Source organism: Parabacteroides sp. ASF519 (assembly GCF_000364265.2).
GTDB classification, from domain to species: Bacteria; Bacteroidota; Bacteroidia; order Bacteroidales; family Tannerellaceae; genus Parabacteroides; species Parabacteroides goldsteinii.
Genome location: NZ_AQFV02000006.1, coordinates 1,610,984 through 1,632,227 on the forward strand (window position 1 = coordinate 1,610,984; position 21,244 = coordinate 1,632,227).

Below are 21,244 nucleotides of genomic sequence, written 5' to 3' on the forward strand. Positions count from 1 at the left end.
TGTGACATTTTGACGTGTCCTACAGATAGAACTTTTATAACACTATTATTAATATTAAATTTATTGATTATGAACAAAAAGTTTTCTACTCTTTTGGTCAGTCTCCTGCTGGCCGGAGCTTGGACAACATTGGATGCAGCGGTTGTAAAGACTACTCCTGTTATTGGAGGAACTTATGCGATCGGAACAGGTGATGTTGCTGAGACTATGATGCTTTGGAATAGCGGTTTTAGCGTAAGTTCTGTAGCAGTTTCTGGAAATGCAAAATTCGTTTTAGAACAGGTTCCTGAAAAGGCTGGGCAGTTCTATATTAAGATGGTAGGTGATGAAAGTCAGTATCTGTGTAAGGACGCTGATGGCGGTAGTAATGATTATTTGAAATGGGCAGCTGATGGTAACAAGATCGTCTTTGAAATCAAGAATGGACAGATCGTAAATGCCAAAGGTTCTACCGACGGATTTAAGGATGAGCTTGCATTGTATGTAACGGCTGATAACAAAGTTCGTTTGGCTTATGATAAAGCAACAATCCCTGCTGATGCTAAATCGCTGGTTTATGTAGCTTACAACGAGGACGTTAAATTTGCTGGCGAAAACCTGCCTTTGCAGGCAACTATCACAGCTAACGAATACTATGTTATTGCTGCTGACGGTACCCATGTTTTGAAAGCTGATGGTACTACTGCTGCAATGGTTGCTGAAGCTGATTTGGATCAGGTACTGTGGGCAGTAACAACAGGTACAGCTGCTGACGGTAAAACTGTAACTTACAAATTCACAAACAAAGCTACTGGTAAGGTTTTGGTAATCGAAAACCGTGACAACTTCATTGTGGCTGGTTCTCCTGCTAGCTTCACACTGGGGGTAGGTGAAGGCCAGTTGCTGGATGCTGATCTTAAAGTAGGTACTGCTGTTAATTTCGGTATCTACAAATCACCGATCGTTAAACTGAACTCTGATAAGCTGAACGCCATGTTGAACGACGGTTTCAATATGACAATCAAGAGAGCTAAAGGTGATAACAAGACTATCGAAGGTGCTGAAGCATTCGCTGGTGACTTGGAGGCTGTACAGGAAGATGCTACTCGCTTCCAGTTGAAGAGCGGTGACAAATTTGTTGTCCTGAACAAGAAAGCTCTGTGGGGTGCTAACTTGGGTGCTCCTGATAACAGAGGTGCTAAGTTCGAATTGGTAAGCGAAACTGAATTGAAGGGCGCAAATAAGGCTAACTATCTGTCTTATTTCGAATTCACTCAATATGCAGGTGGTGCAGAAGATGTTATTGATTTAGTTTCTGTATTTGCTGCTAGTGACGCTGATGATGCATTCGGTAACCTCTTCGTTCAGACATTGGATGACAAAGCTGTTTTGACAACAAGTTATGCAAAAGATGCTGACGACGTGCTTACAGAAACATGGCCGTACATCACTTTGGGTGCTAACAACATCGTTAATCCGAAAGAATTCTTACAGGACAAATTTGCTGTAATCAAAGCGCTGAATGAAGAAGGTGCAGAAGATGATGAATTCTTGGCTGCAACATGCGAAGATAAATATATTTGGACTAAGACTGTAGCTAACGATTTGGAAAAACAGTGGGCTATTGCTTACAACGAAGAAACAGAAGTGTACACAATTGTAAACCGTGAAGACAAAGATGTTGAATTTACTATCGCTAAGAATGAATTGCGTGAAAATGGCGATAAAACTGATAACATCTATGTTTGGAAGGGTGGAGACTACGAAATCAAATTCGTGCCGGTAGATGACAGCAAACTATATTACAAATATCTGGCTGAAGATGCAGCAGAATTGAATGAAAAGTCATTCGAAATGTCTTTCTGGTCAAATGTATTCGAAGGCTATGCTAAGGTTGGTATGAATGATGCTAAAAATGCTATCGTTGGTACTTCTGTTGATGCAGTAGAATTTACAGCTACAAAGACTGGTGATTATGAAGTGAAATCATTGATCAACTATTACGAAGGTAATACATTGAAAAAGAAAGAACCGGTATTGAAAGCTCCGATTTACAAATTCAACGTTGGTGAAGGTTTCTTCAAGTTGGATGAGGACAATAAGGCTTCTTGGGCTGCAAATACAGGTACTGAGGTGGTTATCCGTAAGGCTGATAAACATTTCAATTTGGTTGAAGCAACTGCTACCGCTTTGAATGGTAAAGCTTATGTAGGAACAGACGATTCTTATATGTATCAGCAGGAATGTGTATATAGCGCAAACAAGAACACCTTGTTCGAAGTTAATGACAACAACCGTCCTGAATACCGTCGCTTGGGTGTAACAGTAAAAGATGGTTACAATGATATCGAAGGCGAACTGAACATCTTGAAGTTCTTCCGTACAAACGACGAAAATCAGTTCTTGTATGAAAACACTGGAAACCGCAACGCTCAGAATGGCGAAGCTTGCTTGAACTTCTTAGGTGAAACTAACTTGGCAGACAAACCTGCAAGTGCTCAGTTACCGTTCTTGGTAGATACTGCATACATCCGTAACAATACTCGTAAACCGTTGTATATGCTGGCTGTACGTAGCGAATATCAGGAAGCAGGTGAAGAGATTATCCCATGTCCGGTACCTGGTCACGGAACAAATTGCGAACACGCTACGAAAGTAAAGACTCCGGCTTACCGCACTGCTGACTATTTGGTAGCATTGGATGACTCAACAGATATCTATCCTCAGGCTAAATACCAGGGCGATGTTCGTCTGGCATTCGTACCGGCTAAGCACATTGCAGATACATTGGTTATCGAAAGCTCTAATGGTGCTAAAACTAACTGGTTTGCAAACGACTCTATCAAATTCTCTGATAGGAATGGCAAACAGATCGACAAAACTCCGGCTGCATTTGCATTCAAGTTGGTTGACCGCTCTGTTGATCCGGAAGGCGACAAGGCTGCATTTATCATCGAAAACCAGGATAAGAATGGAAACAAACGTTATGTACGTATCCACAACACAGTTCCTGTATTAGTTTCTGAAATTGATCAAGCAGCTGAATTTGAAGTAATGGCTGCTGCTGAAGGCGAAGCTCCGACAGCTAACGAAGGCGTAGAAACTACTACTGTTACAGTAATTGCAACAGACGGTGGTGTAATCGTTAAGGGTGCTGAAGGCAAGAACGTAGTAATCACTAACGTACTTGGTCAGACGATTGCCAACACAGTTGTTAGCTCTTCTGAAGCTACCATCGCTGCTCCTGCAGGTGTAGTTGTAGTAGCTGTTGAAGGCGAAGCTGCTGTAAAAGCAATCGTAAAATAAAAAGTAATTTATAATCAAAATAAAATTCTAAATTTTTACCGTGCGACAGGCGAACAAGCGGTAAATATTAATACTAAAGTAATGAAATAAAGTTCTTCTGTTCTACCTCTGTGAAGAGTGAAAACAGACAAAAGTAAGTTACTTCGGCTTTAGAGTCGGAGTAACTTTATTTTTACAGATCATTTATCTCCTCATAACTTTTCTTTATAAGCTACGGATGGATTTTCGGCAATTATAATTAACTTTGCAGTTGGTTGAAAAGTAAAAACTAAAGTATGAAGAAAATTAGAGCCGCCATCGTTGGTTATGGCAACATTGGAAAGTATGTGTTAGAGGCCCTGGAAGCCGCTCCGGATTTTGAAGTGGCAGGTGTTGTACGTCGTAATCCGAATGACGTACCGGACGAACTGAAAGCTTATACTGTGACAGACAGTATCACCAAGTTAGATAAAGTAGACGTTGCCGTTCTTGCAACTCCTACCCGCAGCGTTGAAACGTACGCAAAAGAAATTCTTTCATTAGGTATCAATACGGTAGATAGCTTCGATATCCACGGAGGTATCGTAGACCTGCGCCGTTCGCTGGATGCTGTAGCCAAAGCACATAATACGGTTGCCGTTATTTCTGCCGGATGGGATCCGGGAAGCGACTCTGTTGTTCGCGCCCTGCTGGAAGCAATGGTGCCGAAAGGTATCACTTATACAAACTTCGGCCCGGGGATGAGTATGGGACATACGGTTGCCGTGAAAGCGATCGAAGGTGTCAAGGCTGCTTTGTCCATGACAATTCCGATGGGAACAGGCGTTCACCGCCGTATGGTTTATATCGAAGTAAAAGACGGTTACGATTTCAAGCAGGTAGCTGCCGCAATCAAGGCTGACGATTATTTCGCACACGACGAAACACACGTAATGCAGGTGGAATGTGTCGACAACCTGCTGGATATGGGACACGGTGTGAACCTGGTCCGCAAAGGTGTATCTGGCAAGACTCAGAACCAGTTAGTTGAATTCGACATGAAGATCAACAACCCGGCTCTTACTGCCCAGATCCTGGTAGCCGTTGCCCGTGCAAGCTTCAAACAGCAGCCGGGTGCTTACACTATGATCGAATTGCCGGTGATCGATATGATCTGCGGCGAAAGAGAAGACTTGATTAAACGACTTGTTTAATACATAAATTATGCTCGATTTTATTACCTGGACGGCTGACCCCGCCATCTTTTCCATAGGTTCACGCGAAATTCGCTGGTACGGACTTGCTTTTGCTATCGGTTTCTGGATTGGTTATTCCATTGTAAGCCGTATGTGGAAAAATGAAAAACTTCCTCCTGCATGGATCGATTCCCTGCTGATTTATACCATGGTGGGTACTGTGGTCGGCGCCCGTCTGGGACATTGCCTCTTTTATGATCCCGGATATTACCTGGCTAATCCAATAGAGATTTTCAAGGTCTGGGAAGGCGGACTGGCGAGCCATGGCGGTACGCTGGGTATCGTCATCGCGATCTATTTTTATTCCAGGCGTATCACGCATAAAAGCATGCTTTGGACATTCGATAAACTGGTTGTTCCGACCGGACTGGTGGCAGCTATGATCCGTTTGGGAAACCTGATGAACCATGAGATATACGGTCATCCGACCGATCTTCCGTGGGGTTTCCGTTTCATCGAGAACCTGCATGCCTGGAAAATGGGGGCAGAGCCTGTCTTTACCGTTCCCAGCCATCCGACACAGCTGTACGAGGCATTATGCTACCTGGTTACATTCGGTATATGCATGTGGCTTTACTTTATCAAAAAGGAGTGGAAGCGGGAAGGTCTTATTTTCGGGGTCTTTATGATTTGTATATTCGGCTCGCGTATCTTTATCGAATTCCTGAAAAATAATCAGGAAGCGTTTGAAGATAACATGGTCCTGAATATGGGCCAGTGGCTCAGTATTCCGTTCGTGCTGGCAGGTTGCTGGTTTGTCTGGAGGGCGCTCACAAGGAAGCCGAATAACTATGAAGAGCTAAAAATAAAAAAGTAAAAAGTATAAAATGTACAAATTAAAAGAAATAGCAGATAAGGTATATTATGTAGGAGTAAACGACCGTCAGAAGGCCCTCTTCGAAAATATGTGGCCGCTTCCGTACGGCGTTTCTTATAATTCGTATTTGATCGTAGACGAAAAGACTGTATTGATCGATACAGTAGACGTTTGCTATTCTGATATCTTTTTGAAAAAAATAGCGGATGCACTGGATGGACGGACGCTCGATTATCTGGTCGTGAACCATATGGAACCCGACCATGCCGGCAGTATCCGCCTGTTGCGCCAGCAATATCCTGACGTGCAGATCATCGGTAACAAGCAGACATTCGGTATGCTGGACGGCTATCACAATATAACGACCGGACTTTACGAAGTGAAAGAAGGCGATACGCTGAATATCGGCCGCCACCAGCTTTCTTTCTATATGGCTCCGATGGTGCACTGGCCGGAGGTAATGGTGACTTACGATTCTACGGATAAGTTGCTGTTTTCTGCCGATGCTTTCGGAACATACGGAACGCTGGACGGTGGGGTGATCGATGAGGAGATGAATGTGGATCATTACTGGGAAGAAATGATCCGTTATTATTCCAATATCGTCGGCAAATACGGTAATCCGGTACAGCGTGCCTTGCAGAAACTGTCGGCCCTGGAGATCAACACGATCTGTTCGACACATGGTCCGGTATGGCGCAAATATGCTCACAAGGCAATTGAAATATATGACCGTTTGAGCCGTTATGAAGGGGAAGATGGTGTTGTCGTTATTTATGGCAGCATGTATGGAAATACGGAGCAGATGGCGGAAGCGATCGCTTCCTCTTTGTCGGCAAACGGTGTAAAGAACATTGTGTTGCATAATGTCAGCAAGAGTCCGGCTTCGTATATCCTGAAAGATGTATTCAAATACAAAGGCGTCATTATCGGCAGTCCGACCTATTCAAACAGTCTGTTTCCGGAAGTGGAAGCCATCCTGAGCAAGATCGAGATGCGCGAAGTGAAAAACCGCCTGTATGGCTATTTTGGTTCGTTCACCTGGGCTGGTGCGGCTGTAAAACGCCTAACCGCTTTCGGAGAAAAGATGAAATGGGAAACTGTTGGTACTCCTGTGGAGCAAAAACAAGGTCTGAAAGCCGATAAGTATGAAGAATGCTGGGCTTTGGGAGAAGCTATGGCTAACAAATTGAAAATTGAGAACTGAAAATTTGAAAGGACCGGTTTTCGTCATGTAGAGAATATTATTTAACGAAAGATCTAATTAATAAACACAGAAGATTGTCTGTTGATATTGGAAGTTCCTGTAATTTTCAATTTTCAATTTTCAATTTTCAATTAAAAACACTTGTTATGAGACTAATTATTGAACCAGATTACGAGCAACTCTCGAAGTGGGCTGCCAACTATGTAGCTGCGAAGATTAAGAAAGCGAATCCGACAGCTGAAAAGCCATTTGTTCTGGGTCTGCCTACCGGATCATCTCCGCTGGGTATGTACAAGAACCTGATTGAACTGAACAAGCAAGGTGTCATCTCCTTCCAGAATATCATCACTTTCAATATGGATGAATATGTAGGATTGCCGAAAGATCATCCTGAAAGCTATCATTCATTCATGTGGAATAACTTCTTCAGCCATGTAGACATCAAGCCGGAGAATGTAAATATCCTGAACGGTAACGCTTCTGATCTGGAAGCTGAATGTGCTGCTTATGAAGCCAAAATGAAAGCTGTAGGCGGTGTAGACCTGTTCCTGGGTGGTATCGGTCCTGACGGCCATATCGCGTTCAACGAACCGGGCTCTTCATTGGCTTCACGTACACGTGTTAAGTCACTGACTACAGATACGATCATCGCTAACTCACGTTTCTTCGACAACGATGTAAACAAGGTTCCGAAGACTTCTGTAACAGTAGGTGTCGGTACGGTATTGGATGCGAAAGAAGTGCTGATCATGGTAAACGGTCACAACAAGGCTCGCGCTTTGCAACAGGCTGTTGAAGGCTCGATCAATCAGATGTGGACAATTACTGCTTTGCAGATGCATCCGAAAGGTATCATCGTAGCTGACGAAGCAGCTTGTGCTGAAATAAAAGTAGGTACATACAACTATTTTAAAGATATCGAAAAAGATAATCTTTGTCCTTGCAGCTTGCTGAAGTAATTGTTGAGTTTTATTTTGCTAAGAAAAACAAAAACCGGAAGGGAATTCTTTCCGGTTTTTTTGTTTTTGTATGTGTTAATTCTCCTTTGATTAGCAATAGTTTTGGAATAAATGCGTTTATATAATTGTTTTGTTCGGAGAACCGACTGGTATTTATTAATTAAACTTAGGAGTGTATCATGAAAAGGATGTTGTATTTATTCGTTTGTTTGTTGATTCTTGCTCTGCCAATTTCTGCTCAGAATCAGGTTGTGGTGGGATTAACAACGGAAGGAAAGGAGCTGAAGGCCCGTAGTTTTGAATTTGACGGAAGGATACGGGATTATAAGATGGATACAACCGGTACTTTTTTTATGGTGAAAATAGGGTATCTGACCAAAAATGAACAATCTTATAAGAACAAAGGTGAACTGGTTGTTATTGATTTTCCAGCAGGAAAGGAGTTGTGGAAAAGAAAGATGAATTATATGACAGATCGGTTTGCATTGCTTCCCGAAGGTGTTTTATTCAATTCGAAAGGAGTGAAAAGTTCTTTGTTGGATTTGCAGACAGGGGTATCGAAATGGAATAAAAAAATCCTACCTTATATATTGGATCGTGAGGACAATAAATTGTGGGCTTACAAAAACGGGGCTTCGAAAAAACTGGAATGTTATGAGATGAATTCCGGAGAACTTTTGTGGACTCGGGAAGTTCCCCATACATATGGCTGGAATTATCACGGACTGGTTGATGATTCGACAAGGCTGATCGTTTCTGACGGGATGCACCTGGTTAATATTAATAATGGATCGGGAGAGAGTTATCCGATGATAACCGGAACAACGAATTATACGGGAGCGGTGGCATTGGGTGCTTTGGGTGTACTGACCGGCGTTTTAACCGGCTTTAGTGCAGTCCCGATTGGTGCTGGAGTTAATGCGGTCGTGGAACTGACTTCGAATGTGTTGAGAGATGATACCTTGTTTTATTTTGCCAATCGCACACAATTACTATGTCTGGATAACCAGCTGAAAATGAAATGGGGATATCCCCTTCCGGAAGATCTGACATCCCACTCGCAACTGTTTGATTATGGTGAGAGGTTGTACATGATCAATTATGGATCAGGCTATCGTACTAACTTGCGGGATTTACCTTCTGTATATGAAAAAAAGATGATGGAAGTCAATATCGGAAGGCCTTTCATTGCCTGCTTCGATAAAAATACCGGGAAAAATATATATCTGAATCAACTGACAAAGAAAAAAGACAGGATTGAAGACGCTTGTCTGAAAGGGGAGCGGAATACATTATATTTATTGTTTGATAATGGAATCTCCTTTTGCCAGTTATCAGATAGTTCGGAAATAGAAGTTTCGTCTTGGGATGAGAAAAACAACGGAAAATTACAGGGGGTTGTGTATAATTCATTTTATATGGAAAATGCAGATAGTATTTCTTTTAACCGGATCACACCGTCCGATTCTGCATCATGCTTCGTTTATAATGATCGGTATGAGATTTTAGAGATCGATGAGCAGATGGAGGTTATTCGCACTTATCAGCCTGAAAGTTTGTTTTTTTCGGATCTGAACTGGGATGGTTATTCTATTATCAGCCGGGGAAGAGCTCAATATCTGATTGATTTCAATAGAAAGAAAATAGCGGAATTATATATTCCGTTCGATTTGTTTGTGATAAAGGATAGAGTGTTTACGTTGAATGAAGAAAGAACTAAACTTTTGGAAATAAGCTTGAAAGAGTTATTCCCCGAGCGGATTATTGAAGATCCGGTAATATAATAAGTGAAAATGTTTGTAATTTAATTTTAGTATTTATCTTTGGTCCGTGTTTATGAGTGAAAACAGACATTGCAGGAGTAGAATCGTTTATGTTTATTGAGATAGAATTTGTGTTTAATATCTAAAACAATTTGTAGTATGAAAAAGATTGCATGTTTATTACTTCTTTTCGTGGCATTTCAGGTGAGTGCACAAGAATTTCATTTTATCCCGAAGATCGGTTTGAATTTTGCCAATATGACAAACTCTGATGGTAGTATGAAACCCGGTTTGAATATCGGGGTAGCCGGCGAAGTGATGATGACTAATAATTTTGCTATTGAACCGGGTATATTTTATTCGATGCAGGGTGCAAAAGGGAAAGGTGAATCTTCTGGTTTAAAGATAAAGAATGATTATTTGAATATTCCTGTTTTATTTAAAGGTTATGTTTATGAAGGTTTTAATTTATTTGCTGGACCACAATTAGGTTTCAAGGTATCGTCAAAATTAAAGTATTCTAAATCGGGTACTTCTGTTTCTACCAGTGAAGGGAGTGATTTATTTAAATCCGTTGATTTTGCAATCATAATAGGAGCGGGCTATCAATCTTCTATGGGCTTACTGTTTTCATTAAGTTATAATATTGGGTTGGCGAATACAATCAATGCAGATAAGTTCGCCGCATTACCCGGAGGTAGTGGCATGGAAGGTGAAAAGAGCCGTAACGGTGTCCTCCAGTTCAATGTTGGCTGGCGCTTCTAACTAATTTATGCCGGATTTTGCAAACTTTAGGTCGAAATCCGGCTATTATTATATGTAAAAGATCTATTATTTTTGTGGTAATAAATACTATTGCCATGAAATATTCTTTTGTAACGATTTTATTTTTAGCCTTGTCCTTACACTTAGGCTATGGGCAGGATCAGATTTTGCCTGTCCCGTCTAACCAGCCCAGTCCGGCACAACAGAAACAGATTGCCCGGAAGTATGGGATGTTTATTCATTTTGGTATTAATACATTCCATGATCAGGAATGGACGGATGGCTCAAAGCCGGCTTCCTCTTATTGCCCTACAGCTATCGATGCCGATCAATGGATCAAAACAGCTAAAGATGCCGGCATGAAATATGTCATATTGGTAGCCAAACATCATGAAGGCTTCTGTCTTTGGGATAGCAAATATACCGAATATGATGTGGCTAATTCGGGGAATAAAACGAACGTGATAGAAGAGGTAGCCAAGGCTTGCAAAAAATATGATATAGGCCTGGGCTTGTATTATTCATTGTGGGACCGTAAGGTGAATGCAGATGTAAAGGATAAAACTCTGGATGCAGCCTACAACGAATATATGATTAAACAACTGAATGAGCTGATCGATATCGTACAGCCATATACTCATATCGTCGAGTTCTGGTTTGACGGGGGATGGGAGAAAGAACATGAGCGCTGGCCTGCAAGAGAGATATATCAGACAATCAAATCAAGGGAACCGGAATGCCAGATCGGTATAAACTGGACAATCGGCCTGCCCGAAAATCCGGATGCTCATCCCGTATTACCGGAAAATCAGAAAGAAGGTTATCCGATCCGCTATTTCCCGAGTGACTTCCGTTTGGGTGATCCGTACCTGCCCGCCGATAATGATCCGAAGTTATTCTCGCATGACGGCAAATTATATTATATGCCATGGGAATCTACTATCTGTATAAGCGAACGTTGGTTCTACAATACTACTGATAAAAAGTATAAGACGGTAGAAGAGTTAGCCGGTCTGTACCACCAGTGCACAAAGAACGACAATATCCTGATCCTGAACTGCCCGCCCAACCGGGAAGGAAAGATACGGGATGCCGATGTTACATTGTTAATTGAACTACGGAAAAAGATTCAGATGTAGAAATAATAGCACCGACCGGTTTCTGTGAAACAAAAGAAACACAGTTGTGATATGCATTACTTTGTACTTATAAATTGTCTCTTAGTGATTATACATATCTTTGTTATAAAAATCTAATATTTTGATCTGGGCATTATAGGCGGTTTGTGCCGGGCTGTCGGGGTTTAATTCGATAGCCATGAGGTAGTTGTTGAGTGCCTGGCGAATATCGCCCATCTTGCGGTATACGTTTCCGCGCAGATAATACGCTTCATCGTCTGAATCATTTTTTTTGATGTACTCGTCCAACAAATGGAGTGCTTCGTCTGTTTTATTATCGTTGATAAGTTGTCTGATAGTTTCCATATTAAAATAATGTGATATTTTACGGACAAAGATAATTCTGAAGAGGTTACATACATAATAATCACGGTTTAAAAAACTGTTTTTTTGTTACTGATGTACGGTTACGTTAATTATTTGTGTATGTTTGCACTCGATTTCTAAAAAGTGAAAAGTGATTATGCAAAAGAATCTGGTAATAGTGGAGTCACCCGCCAAGGCAAAAACCATTGAGAAATTCCTCGGAAAAGATTTCAAGGTTATGTCGAGTTACGGGCACATCCGCGATTTGAAGACAAAAGAATTTAGTATAGACGTAGAACACGATTATGCTCCGCAGTACGTGATCCCGGCAGATAAGAAGAAGCTGGTTTCCGAATTGAAATCCGAAGCGAAGTCTGCCGAACAGGTATGGCTCGCATCCGATGAGGACCGCGAGGGAGAAGCTATATCCTGGCATCTGTACGAAGTTTTGGGATTAAAACCGGAAAATACAAAACGTATTGTTTTCCATGAAATTACCAAGAATGCTATTTTGCATGCGATTGAAACACCGCGCGATATTAATATCGACCTGGTAAATGCCCAGCAGGCACGTCGTGTATTAGACCGTATCGTGGGTTTTGAACTGTCTCCTATCTTATGGAGAAAGGTAAAACCGGCTTTGTCTGCCGGACGTGTGCAGTCGGTAGCTGTCCGCCTGATCGTGGAACGTGAACGCGAGATCAACGAATTTGTGTCGGAAGCCGCTTACCGTGTCATTGCCAATTTCATACTTCCTGACGGAACAACGATCCTGAAAGCGGAATTGAGCAAGCGGCTGAAGGATAAAAAAGAGGTGATGGAGTTTTTGGAATCCTGCAAAGCTGCCTCTTTCTCTATTGACGAGATCACTAAGAAACCGGTAAAGAAATCACCAGCACCTCCTTTTACTACGTCTACTTTGCAACAGGAAGCCGCCCGCAAACTGGGTTATTCCGTTTCTCAAACCATGATGATTGCACAGCGTTTGTATGAATCGGGATTGATCACTTATATGCGTACCGACTCGGTCAACCTGAGTGACCTGGCATTGGGTACGGCTAAGGAAGCTATTCTGGATATTTATGGGGAGAAATATTATAAATTCCGCCAGTATCATACAAAGAGTAAAGGTGCACAGGAAGCGCACGAAGCGATCCGTCCTACTTATATAAGTAATACGGAAATCAGCGGATCGGCGCAGGAAAAGAAATTATATGAATTGATCCGTAAACGGACGATCGCGTCACAGATGGCTGATGCTGAACTGGAACGTACGACAATCTCTGTTTGCATCAATAATAAGAAAGAAAAATTCGTGGCTGTCGGTGAAGTAATCACTTTCGACGGTTTCCTTCAGGTATATCGTGAAAGTTACGATGACGAAAACGAAAAGGAACAGGAAAACGGTTTATTGCCGCCGGTTGAGCTGCATGAAGTGTTGACACTGAACGATATCGTGGCTACGGAACGTTTTACGCAACGTCCTCCGCGTTATACGGAAGCCAGCCTGGTTCGCCGCCTGGAAGAATTAGGTATCGGACGTCCTTCTACCTATGCTCCGACTATTCAGACGATACAGAATCGTGAGTATGTGATTAAAGGAGATAAGGAAGGGGTAGAACGTATTTATAGCGTGATCACACTTGCTAAAGATAAGATAAAGGAAGCTGACAAGAAAGAGATCGTAGGTGCCGACCGTAATAAGTTGATGCCGACCGATATCGGTACTGTCGTGAACGACTTTTTGATGGCTTATTTCCCGGATGTGTTGGATTATAATTTTACAGCCAGTGTGGAAAAAGAATTCGATGCTGTTGCTGAAGGAGAAATGGTCTGGACGGAAGCGATTGATAAGTTTTATAAGCTATTTCATCCGATCGTAGAAGAAACGGCTGCCATAAAGACTGAACATAAAGTGGGAGAACGCCAGTTAGGTGTGGACCCGAAGACTGGAAATCCTGTATTTGTAAAGATCGGTCGTTATGGTCCGGTCGTGCAGATCGGACAGGCCCATCCGGATGATAAGGAAGCACCGAAACCTCAGTTCGCTACATTGATGAAGGGACAGTCTATTGAAACGATTACACTGGAAGAGGCACTGAAGTTATTCGATCTTCCCCGTACCATCGGTGAATATGAAGGAAAAGATATGGTTGCAGCCGTAGGCCGGTTCGGACCGTTCATCCGTCATGACGGCAAGTTTATCTCTATCCCGAAAGATCTGAATCCGCTTTCCATCACCGCGGAAGAAGCGATCGAACTGATTGATGAAAAACGGAAAAAAGATGAACAGCGTTATTTGAAGAAGTTTGACGAGGATCCTGAATTGGAGATCCTGAATGGACGTTATGGCCCTTACATTACGTATAAGAAAGCCAATTACCGGATACCGAAGACGGTTACCCAGCCGGAAAAACTGACTTATGAAGAATGTATGAAGATCATAACCGAAGCAGCGGAGAAGCCTGCTACACCGAAAAAGCGGACAACCAAGAAAAAAGCGTAAAAGTAAATATCCTTTGGGATAACAAAATAAAAAACCTCCTGTTGATCATTCAGCAGGAGGTTTTTCGTATTATACTTGGTTGGTTGTTACATTCTTTCCGGAACCTCGATGCCCAGTAACGACATGCCTGATTTTACGACTTTGGCGACATTTTCAGATAATACCAGACGGAATTGTTTGATTTCCGGATTCTCTTCACGGAGGATAGAGAAGTCGTGGTAGAACTGGTTGTATTCTTTTACCAGGTCGTAAATGTAATTGGCAATATAAGCCGGGCTGTATTCTTTCCCTGCTTCTTTAACTGTTACAGCGTAATCGGCAATCATCTGGACTAACCCTTCTTCTTTTTCAGAGATGGGAGTATTGGCCGGCAATTGTTTCGGTAATACGATGCCTTGTTCAGCAGCTTTTCGTAAAACAGAACGGATACGTGCATATGTATATTGTATGAATGGTCCTGTATTTCCATTAAAATCAATAGACTCTTTCGGGTTGAAGGTCATATTTTTGCGCGGATCGACTTTTAAGATGAAGTATTTCAGAGAACCTAATCCGACAATGCGGGAAATATTGGCAACTTCTTCCGGAGTCATTTCATCCAGTTTACCCAGTTCCTGCGAAATTTCATGAGCAGTACCGATCATTTCTTCCATCAGGTCGTCTGCATCGACAACCGTACCTTCACGGCTCTTCATCTTACCTTCCGGAAGTTCTACCATTCCGTAAGAGAAGTGTACCAGACCTTTTCCGAATTCAAAGCCCAGTTTATCCAGTAAGATGGAAAGAACCTGGAAATGATAATTCTGTTCGTTTCCGACTACATAGATCATTTTATTGATGGGATAATCGTCGAAGCGCAACTTCGCGGTACCGATATCCTGTGTCATATATACGGAAGTTCCGTCAGCACGGAGCAGTAGCTTTTCGTCCAGTCCGTCCTTGGTCAGATCGGCCCATACGGAACCGTCTTCGCGGCGGTAGAAGATACCTTTTTCAAGACCTTCCATCACTTTACCTTTACCTTCCAGGTAGGTCTGTGATTCGTAATAGATCTTGTCGAAGTCTACGCCCATCATCTTATAGGTTTCATCAAAACCAGCATATACCCAACTGTTCATTTTCTCCCATAAAGCACGGACTTCAGCGTCGCCGGCTTCCCATTTGCGGAGCATTTCGCGGGCTTCGGCCATCAAGGTCGACTGCGCTTCTGCTTCTTCTTTGGTAAGGCCTTTTTCTTCCAGTTCTTTTAACTCCTGTTTGTAATGTTTGTCAAACAATACATAAAAATCACCGATCAGGTGGTCACCTTTCTTTCCGGATGATTCGGGAGTAACGCCCTCGCCCCATTTCTGCCAGGCAAGCATAGACTTACAGATATGGATACCGCGGTCGTTTACGATATTGGTCTTAACCACTTTGTTACCATTGGCTTTCAAGATCTCAGACAAGCTATAGCCCAACAGGTTGTTACGTACGTGACCCAGGTGTAACGGTTTGTTTGTATTAGGTGAAGAATATTCGATCATCACCAGCGGAGATTGTTCCGTAACGGGAACTATTCCGTATGAAGGTTGCTCATTGATCGTGTTCAGCAAGTCGATCCAGCACGGGCCGGCAACAGTCAGGTTCAGAAATCCTTTGATTACATTGAATTCAGATACGGCCGGTTCGTTTTTCTGCAAATATTCGCCGATTTCCTGTGCTGTTTGTTCCGGCGATTTCTTCGATGCACGAAGGAATGGGAATACAACCAGGGTAAGATGTCCTTTAAACTCTTTTTTTGTCTTCTGTAACTGTATCTGGGCGGCAGGAACTTCTGCTCCGTACAGTTCTTTTATGCCGGCAATGATCGCACCGGTAATCTGCTGTTCAATAACCATATTCTTACTTCTATATATTCGGATTTTATTTTGCCTGCAAAGGTACATGATTATTTTCTAAAAACCTGCGTATGGATATTTTGAATTAGCAGTTTGTCTATCCTTTGCTATATCCTCCAAAAGAGAGGGAACCGAGTTTACATATTTGTTGGTAATATTTACAAATCGTGCAGTATGTATGCTTATTTTTTCATTTTTTGAAAATGAAGTGAAAATAATCATCATTATTTTCAAAAAAGTGGAATCGTATTTGGATTTACTCTTGAAATGAGTCGTAAAGGGGAGTGTTAACGCATAATATCAGAAACAACAATAGAATAGTAATTTGTTTGATAACAACGATCTTTGTAATTGAAGGAAAGAGTGCTATTAGGATTCTTTTTCTTTGAGATAATAATGGATGCTTGAGTTTTGCTGATTTGGTAGCAAGATTTTGGGATACTACCGAAAGTCGGATAAGCACGAAATGTTATGACTTGGGATAGTTTGTATATGCTGATTTAGAAAGTAATGTTATTAATGATTGTAAGCGAATATAAAATATATAGAGTATTAATTTATTGTTTATTGCTGGTTACCTTTTTCGCTTGCGCGGATGAAAGTTTTGTCGGCGAAAACAATAATGGGGAGTTCTTGTCAATTACTGGTATCGGTCCTCTGAATGTGACACATGACGGGACTGCCGAAGATCATATTGTGAGTACCCTTCGTATTATAGAATTTGATCCTGCAACCGGTATTTGTCTGTCAAATGTTCTGTACACGAAAGAGCAGTGGACCAATAACATAATAAAGCACTCAATAAAACAGGGAACTTATGATTTTGTATTTCTCGCCAATGAGGCTACTAGTACATCTGTCCTTAATCAGTTAAACGGAGTTTTAAAATATGGGGATTTAAATAAAATAGCTTATCCTGCAAGTGCTTTTTCTTCTGATCTTGACATTCCTATGATACAGGAAATCAAGAAGGTTACTGTTTTGCCAAAAGGAGGAGGTATTGAATTGAGTGATGGAACGCAACAATCTTTTTTGAAGCTGGCATTGAACAGATTGGGAGTACGAGTCGATGTCGTATTGGAAGCCGAAGATGATTTTGAAGCCGTTTTTACCGGTGTTGTATTCAGCAATATACCTGATTTAGTCCCTTTGACAGCTAATTATAGCGGAAGTATCGGAAGGAGTATCATACGTAAATTTACATTAAGTGAAAACGGAAGTTATTTTTCAGACGGAATGCCCTCTACTGTGGGAACAACCTGGGCAAAGAATATAAATCGTATTATTTTACCATCCAGTGAGCCTGTGGATAAATCAGAGAAATCGGAAGCTGTCGTTTTTACTGTTAATATGGGGACTAATTATAATCCTTCCTGTGAGTTGGAGATAAATTCGAATCCGGTAGATTATAGTCTTCCGATGAATAGTAAGCTTGATTTGACGGGTATTATCCGGGATGCTTTGCATGTAAATGTAAAAGCTTCGGATTGGAGTGAATATGATGGAAACTGGATTATATCCGGCAATAAAAAGCTGAATGTTTCACATACACAAGTCAGTATAACCGATTTTAATGGGGCACGGATTTCATTTTGGTCGAATATGCCTGAAGTGAAGGTGTTGCCTGAAGTCTTTATAGGAACGAGTACAGTTACGGCAGAAACAGAAAGTATTTTTAATGATTTGGTGTTGAAAGATATAGATGTAACGGATAATGGAACGACAGTTACTTATGCAACTTCCCGGTTTTCTTATACTTATGATAAAGTTTCCGAATCAGGTTCCGGTTATATGGATATCCTGCTTGATGAGCAGAATGCCGCCGGGCAAAATATATACCGGATCATTTTGTCGGCTGAAGATGAATACGGAGGTAAATTGCAAAAAGAGATAGAAGTGAAAACCAGTCAGTATGGCGGACGTCATGCTTTTACAGAAGGAACAAGGTATGTCGGAGCTTTTTACCGGAAAAATGAAACCGGAGAAAGGGTTGTTACCGGACAGCAGGAAAGGAATAATGACTTGCCGGAATATGACGGACTTACAACATGGAAAGCAACCGTTATCGACGGAGATTTTGTTGTACTAAGTACAACTCCCAGCTTCGATCCGGGCATAGGAACATACAGTCCCGGAAACCCGGAGAAATATCCGGTTACTCCAAATGAATATAAGGGAGAAAGTGGGCGTATGGTAGAAGGTAGAGGACGTATTTATTTCCGTATCGGCCTTAATTCGACGCATAGCGGGGACAAGCCGAGATATGCCCTGGTTTTGGTGGAACGGTATGGAGGTATCTGGGGAGGTGGATATTGGACGTATAAAGATTCCGTCTTTATTCGGCAGGGAGAAGATCCGGATTATATTTTAAGGCCAGGCACTGAGGATGCGATAACCTCGGGGCAGTTGCAAGGCCAGCCGCGTAATGCGGCCAGAATGTTTTCACCGTTTAACTTGACCGCTCCTGAATTTAAAAATGGTGGTGAGGCTGCTAATTATCAGGTTGGTCATAAAAATGGAGTTTTTGTTAAATATCCCAGTCAGGCTGGTGCCTTCTTTCAGTGGGGGCTTCCTGACAGTACGCATTTGGAACCGTATTTTCGCCAGGCTTATCATCCGGTTAATCCGGTGATTGCGTCTTACTGGAACAAGACGTTACAGTTTTTAACGACCAACAGTAGACTATTTTTACCAGTATGGAATACTGCAACAGGAACAGCTGATCCGATATATGACTATGGTTATAAAGATATTTTTGAGATTTGTCCGGAGGGGTATCATCGCCCCAGTGATGGATATACTGACCGGATTTCCTGGAATGGTCTGTATCCTAATATGGTTAAGTATGTGAATGGGGTGAAGGTCGGTACTGCATATGTTGATGTGTTTGAAAAACAAAAGGATACAATCGCAGTAGACCACGGGGAGGATATTGCTTATTCTGAATGGAGGCAGTCGCTTTTCAAAAATCCATTGGCCGGTGATGCTGCGCGATTGGAAAATATAGGAGGATGGGACGGATCATCGGAAAAAAATGGTATTAAAATAGATCGAGAACCTAATTTTTGGCAGGATCCGAATGATACGGAAGAAGCGAAAAGGCACATCACTTTTGCTTTCGGTTTTTATGCAGACGGCTATTTTGACCGCCTTCCGGTTATAAAAAAAAGTGAGTATTCTTTTGGGGTATCTGTTGATAATGCACAGGTTGCTTATCGTGGTATTTTAGTTTATAATAAAGATAATGAGAATGCTTCGGTTTTCTTCCCTTCAGCGGGGAGACGGGCTTCTGTTTCCGGACAGGTTGAATTTTCAGGTTCGACAGGTTATTACCAGTCATCGTCTATCGGTCCTTATTCTGCGAATACACCTCAGAGTGTGTGGAGTATTAGTTTGGGGAAGTGGCCTAATCCGGGGCTCTATTACCAACTACCGACTTTTGCAGAATCAGCCCGTTGTGTCAGGGATGAAACCTTTTCCCGAAGCCGTTGACAACTATGTTTTTTGAAAGGATTGAAATGAGGAAAATTATAATACATATAAACTATCTGTTTCTTTTAGCTATTCTGTTATTTGTGACCAGTTGTGAACATGAGGTTCTGATATCGGAAGATCCGGAAGAAATAGTTGATGATAAAATAAGAATTGAGATTTTTACCCGTGTAGCTTCATATAAGCTTCCTGTTACCAAAGGTTTGAATGATGAAAACACGGTAGGTATTACTCCTTGGATACTTGTGTTTAAAGGAAATAATGAAGCTTCTGCAACTTTTGTAGAAGCTGTCCAGGCTTTTGAACTTATAGGGAAGAGATATGTTTTGCTTACTAGGCAACCTTCTGGTACGAAGTATCATTTATTAATATTGGCGAATCCGCAGAGTGAATTTTATTATGGAGATGCCGATTCGGGATATGAATTTGAAATTGAGAGTTTTACAGCTAATCTGAAAGTTGGTGTAACGACTTTGTCAGAGGCATGTTCCAACTTATTAACTGAGCCGTTGGCTATTCCTGCACAGTCGGTTGTTCCTTATAGTGGCGAAGGCGAGACAATTCCTATGAGTTACCTGTTAGAGGTTGATGAGATAAATAATTCGACAAGAATAGAGAATACAGATGGCAGTTCTTTGTTATTGAGCCGGGTTGTGTCTAAAATAGCCATAGTCAATGCTGCATCTAATTTCGATTTCACAGGCATTACGGCGATTGTGAATGTTCCGCGTCAAGGACAGTTACATAAATCCGATGATGCTGTTTACAATATATCGGGTTTAACTGAATTACGTTATGATGCGAGCTATTCGTCTCCTCTCATCGCAACCTCTGCTGTTTCCGGCGGTCAAAGTACGGCGGACAAGCCGATTTATTTATATGAATCGCCTGTATCTAATAATACTTATTTTATTATTCAGGGTACATATGAAGGGCATAATTATTTTTATAAAATGGCGATCGTGGATGACAATCTGACTTTGATGAGTCTGGAGCGTAATAAGTTATATACGTTTACTATAAACAAAGTTCATGGGCCGGGATTTGATACGGTTGCTGATGCTAAAGTTTCCAAACCATCGAATACGGCACTTGATTATAGCGTACTGGTCGATGATAGTAATACATATGAGATAATAGCCAATAATGATTATTATTTGGGCGTAAGTAACTCCGTCTTTTTTGCTTATACGAATGAAACTGCCGAATATGAGGCTTTTAGGATAATAACCGATTGTAAGACTATTTTCCCAAATTCGAATAAGATAAGTGATGAAAGAAGTTTGGCTGATTATGCATATAGATTGGTTTCTCCTTTTGGGATTTCTATTGCGGGTGCTGGTTCTTCGGACCCTAATGTAACTCCCGTAAATGTGGAAGTAAAAAATTATTTACAGTTTTATGATGAATTTCAGTTTAATCAGGAGGGTACAGCACTTAGACAAAATGCTTACATCACACTTAAGCTAGGAAATCTGGAGAAGCAGATTCATATTAATCAGAGAAAGGCTATTAATGCCGGGGGGGAGACGATACAATATATGCCGACGACAAACAGGGACCCTCAGTATAGAAAGGTAAACTATACTTGCTTGTCTGGCTATGTGGAAGATAATGCGGTATATAGTCCTAAAAACTGGATAAAGTTGCGTCCTTCTTCCGGTGAAGAACGAAATGATACGGATAATATCACAGTAGATGACGGAGCAATATTTATAGAAGTTTTGCCTAATCCGGGCACAGATACGCGAAACGGAATTGTGTATTTGACAACTATTGATAATAATTCATCATCCGGCATGGCGACACAGCGTATTAAAATAGATATAACTCAGTTAGGAAACAGTATTTCCGTAAATTAAAAGTAATATA

13 protein-coding genes are annotated in these 21,244 nt (G+C 41.5%); 11 read left to right on the forward strand and 2 right to left on the reverse strand.

All coding sequences use genetic code 11. The annotated features are described in order from the left end of the window. The first annotated feature begins 69 nt into the window (after positions 1–69). The 8 genes from C825_RS06330 (at position 70) to C825_RS06365 (ending at position 11,149) form a co-directional block, all read left to right on the forward strand. The gene (locus C825_RS06330) at positions 70–3,285 is read left to right on the forward strand and encodes a DUF6383 domain-containing protein (protein WP_010801872.1); all 3,216 of its coding nucleotides are present in this window, start codon (positions 70–72) and stop codon (positions 3,283–3,285) included. A 275-nt stretch (positions 3,286–3,560) separates the two neighbouring features. Next, complete coding sequence (locus C825_RS06335; RefSeq protein ID WP_010801873.1) at positions 3,561–4,457, forward strand: diaminopimelate dehydrogenase; 897 nt, start codon at positions 3,561–3,563, stop codon at positions 4,455–4,457. Positions 4,458–4,467: 10 nt separating this feature from the next. Next, positions 4,468–5,316 carry a prolipoprotein diacylglyceryl transferase gene (gene lgt, locus C825_RS06340; protein WP_010801874.1) on the forward strand — a complete coding sequence of 283 codons (849 nt, stop codon included), beginning with the start codon at positions 4,468–4,470 and terminating at the stop codon, positions 5,314–5,316. A 10-nt stretch (positions 5,317–5,326) separates the two neighbouring features. Further along, entirely contained in the window at positions 5,327–6,523 is a 1,197-nt protein-coding gene (locus C825_RS06345; RefSeq protein WP_010801875.1) for an FprA family A-type flavoprotein, read from the forward strand. Positions 6,524–6,669: 146 nt separating this feature from the next. After that, positions 6,670–7,482 carry a glucosamine-6-phosphate deaminase gene (gene nagB / locus C825_RS06350; RefSeq protein WP_007655151.1) on the forward strand — a complete coding sequence of 271 codons (813 nt, stop codon included), beginning with the start codon at positions 6,670–6,672 and terminating at the stop codon, positions 7,480–7,482. Between the two features lie 179 nt (positions 7,483–7,661). After that, positions 7,662–9,266: a PQQ-binding-like beta-propeller repeat protein gene (locus C825_RS06355; RefSeq protein ID WP_010801876.1), complete on the forward strand. Its 1,605-nt coding sequence runs from the start codon at positions 7,662–7,664 to the stop codon at positions 9,264–9,266. A 138-nt stretch (positions 9,267–9,404) separates the two neighbouring features. Continuing rightward, positions 9,405–10,010, forward strand: coding sequence for a porin family protein (locus tag C825_RS06360; protein ID WP_010801877.1), 606 nt, complete (start codon positions 9,405–9,407; stop codon positions 10,008–10,010). 95 nt (positions 10,011–10,105) lie between these two features. Beyond that, a complete protein-coding gene (locus C825_RS06365) occupies positions 10,106–11,149 on the forward strand; it encodes an alpha-L-fucosidase (RefSeq protein WP_010801878.1) in 1,044 nt (347 codons plus the stop codon). An 81-nt stretch (positions 11,150–11,230) separates the two neighbouring features. On the opposite strand, the gene C825_RS06370 is transcribed toward C825_RS06365, so the two are convergent. Then, a complete protein-coding gene (locus tag C825_RS06370; RefSeq protein ID WP_007655146.1) occupies positions 11,231–11,494 on the reverse strand; it encodes a tetratricopeptide repeat protein in 264 nt (87 codons plus the stop codon). 157 nt (positions 11,495–11,651) lie between these two features. Between C825_RS06370 and topA the strand changes: the two genes are divergently transcribed. After that, complete coding sequence (gene topA, locus C825_RS06375; RefSeq protein ID WP_010801879.1) at positions 11,652–14,000, forward strand: type I DNA topoisomerase; 2,349 nt, start codon at positions 11,652–11,654, stop codon at positions 13,998–14,000. Between the two features lie 86 nt (positions 14,001–14,086). Here the strand turns inward: topA and argS are convergent, their stop codons facing one another. Then, the gene (argS, locus tag C825_RS06380) at positions 14,087–15,880 is read right to left on the reverse strand and encodes an arginine--tRNA ligase (RefSeq protein WP_010801880.1); all 1,794 of its coding nucleotides are present in this window, start codon (positions 15,878–15,880) and stop codon (positions 14,087–14,089) included. Between the two features lie 519 nt (positions 15,881–16,399). Between argS and C825_RS06385 the strand changes: the two genes are divergently transcribed. Continuing rightward, positions 16,400–19,372 carry a hypothetical protein gene (locus tag C825_RS06385; RefSeq protein ID WP_010801881.1) on the forward strand — a complete coding sequence of 991 codons (2,973 nt, stop codon included), beginning with the start codon at positions 16,400–16,402 and terminating at the stop codon, positions 19,370–19,372. A 5-nt stretch (positions 19,373–19,377) separates the two neighbouring features. After that, on the forward strand, positions 19,378–21,234 hold the full coding sequence (locus C825_RS06390) for a BACON domain-containing protein (protein WP_081615931.1): 1,857 nt from the start codon (positions 19,378–19,380) through the stop codon (positions 21,232–21,234). The last annotated feature ends 10 nt before the right edge of the window (positions 21,235–21,244 follow it).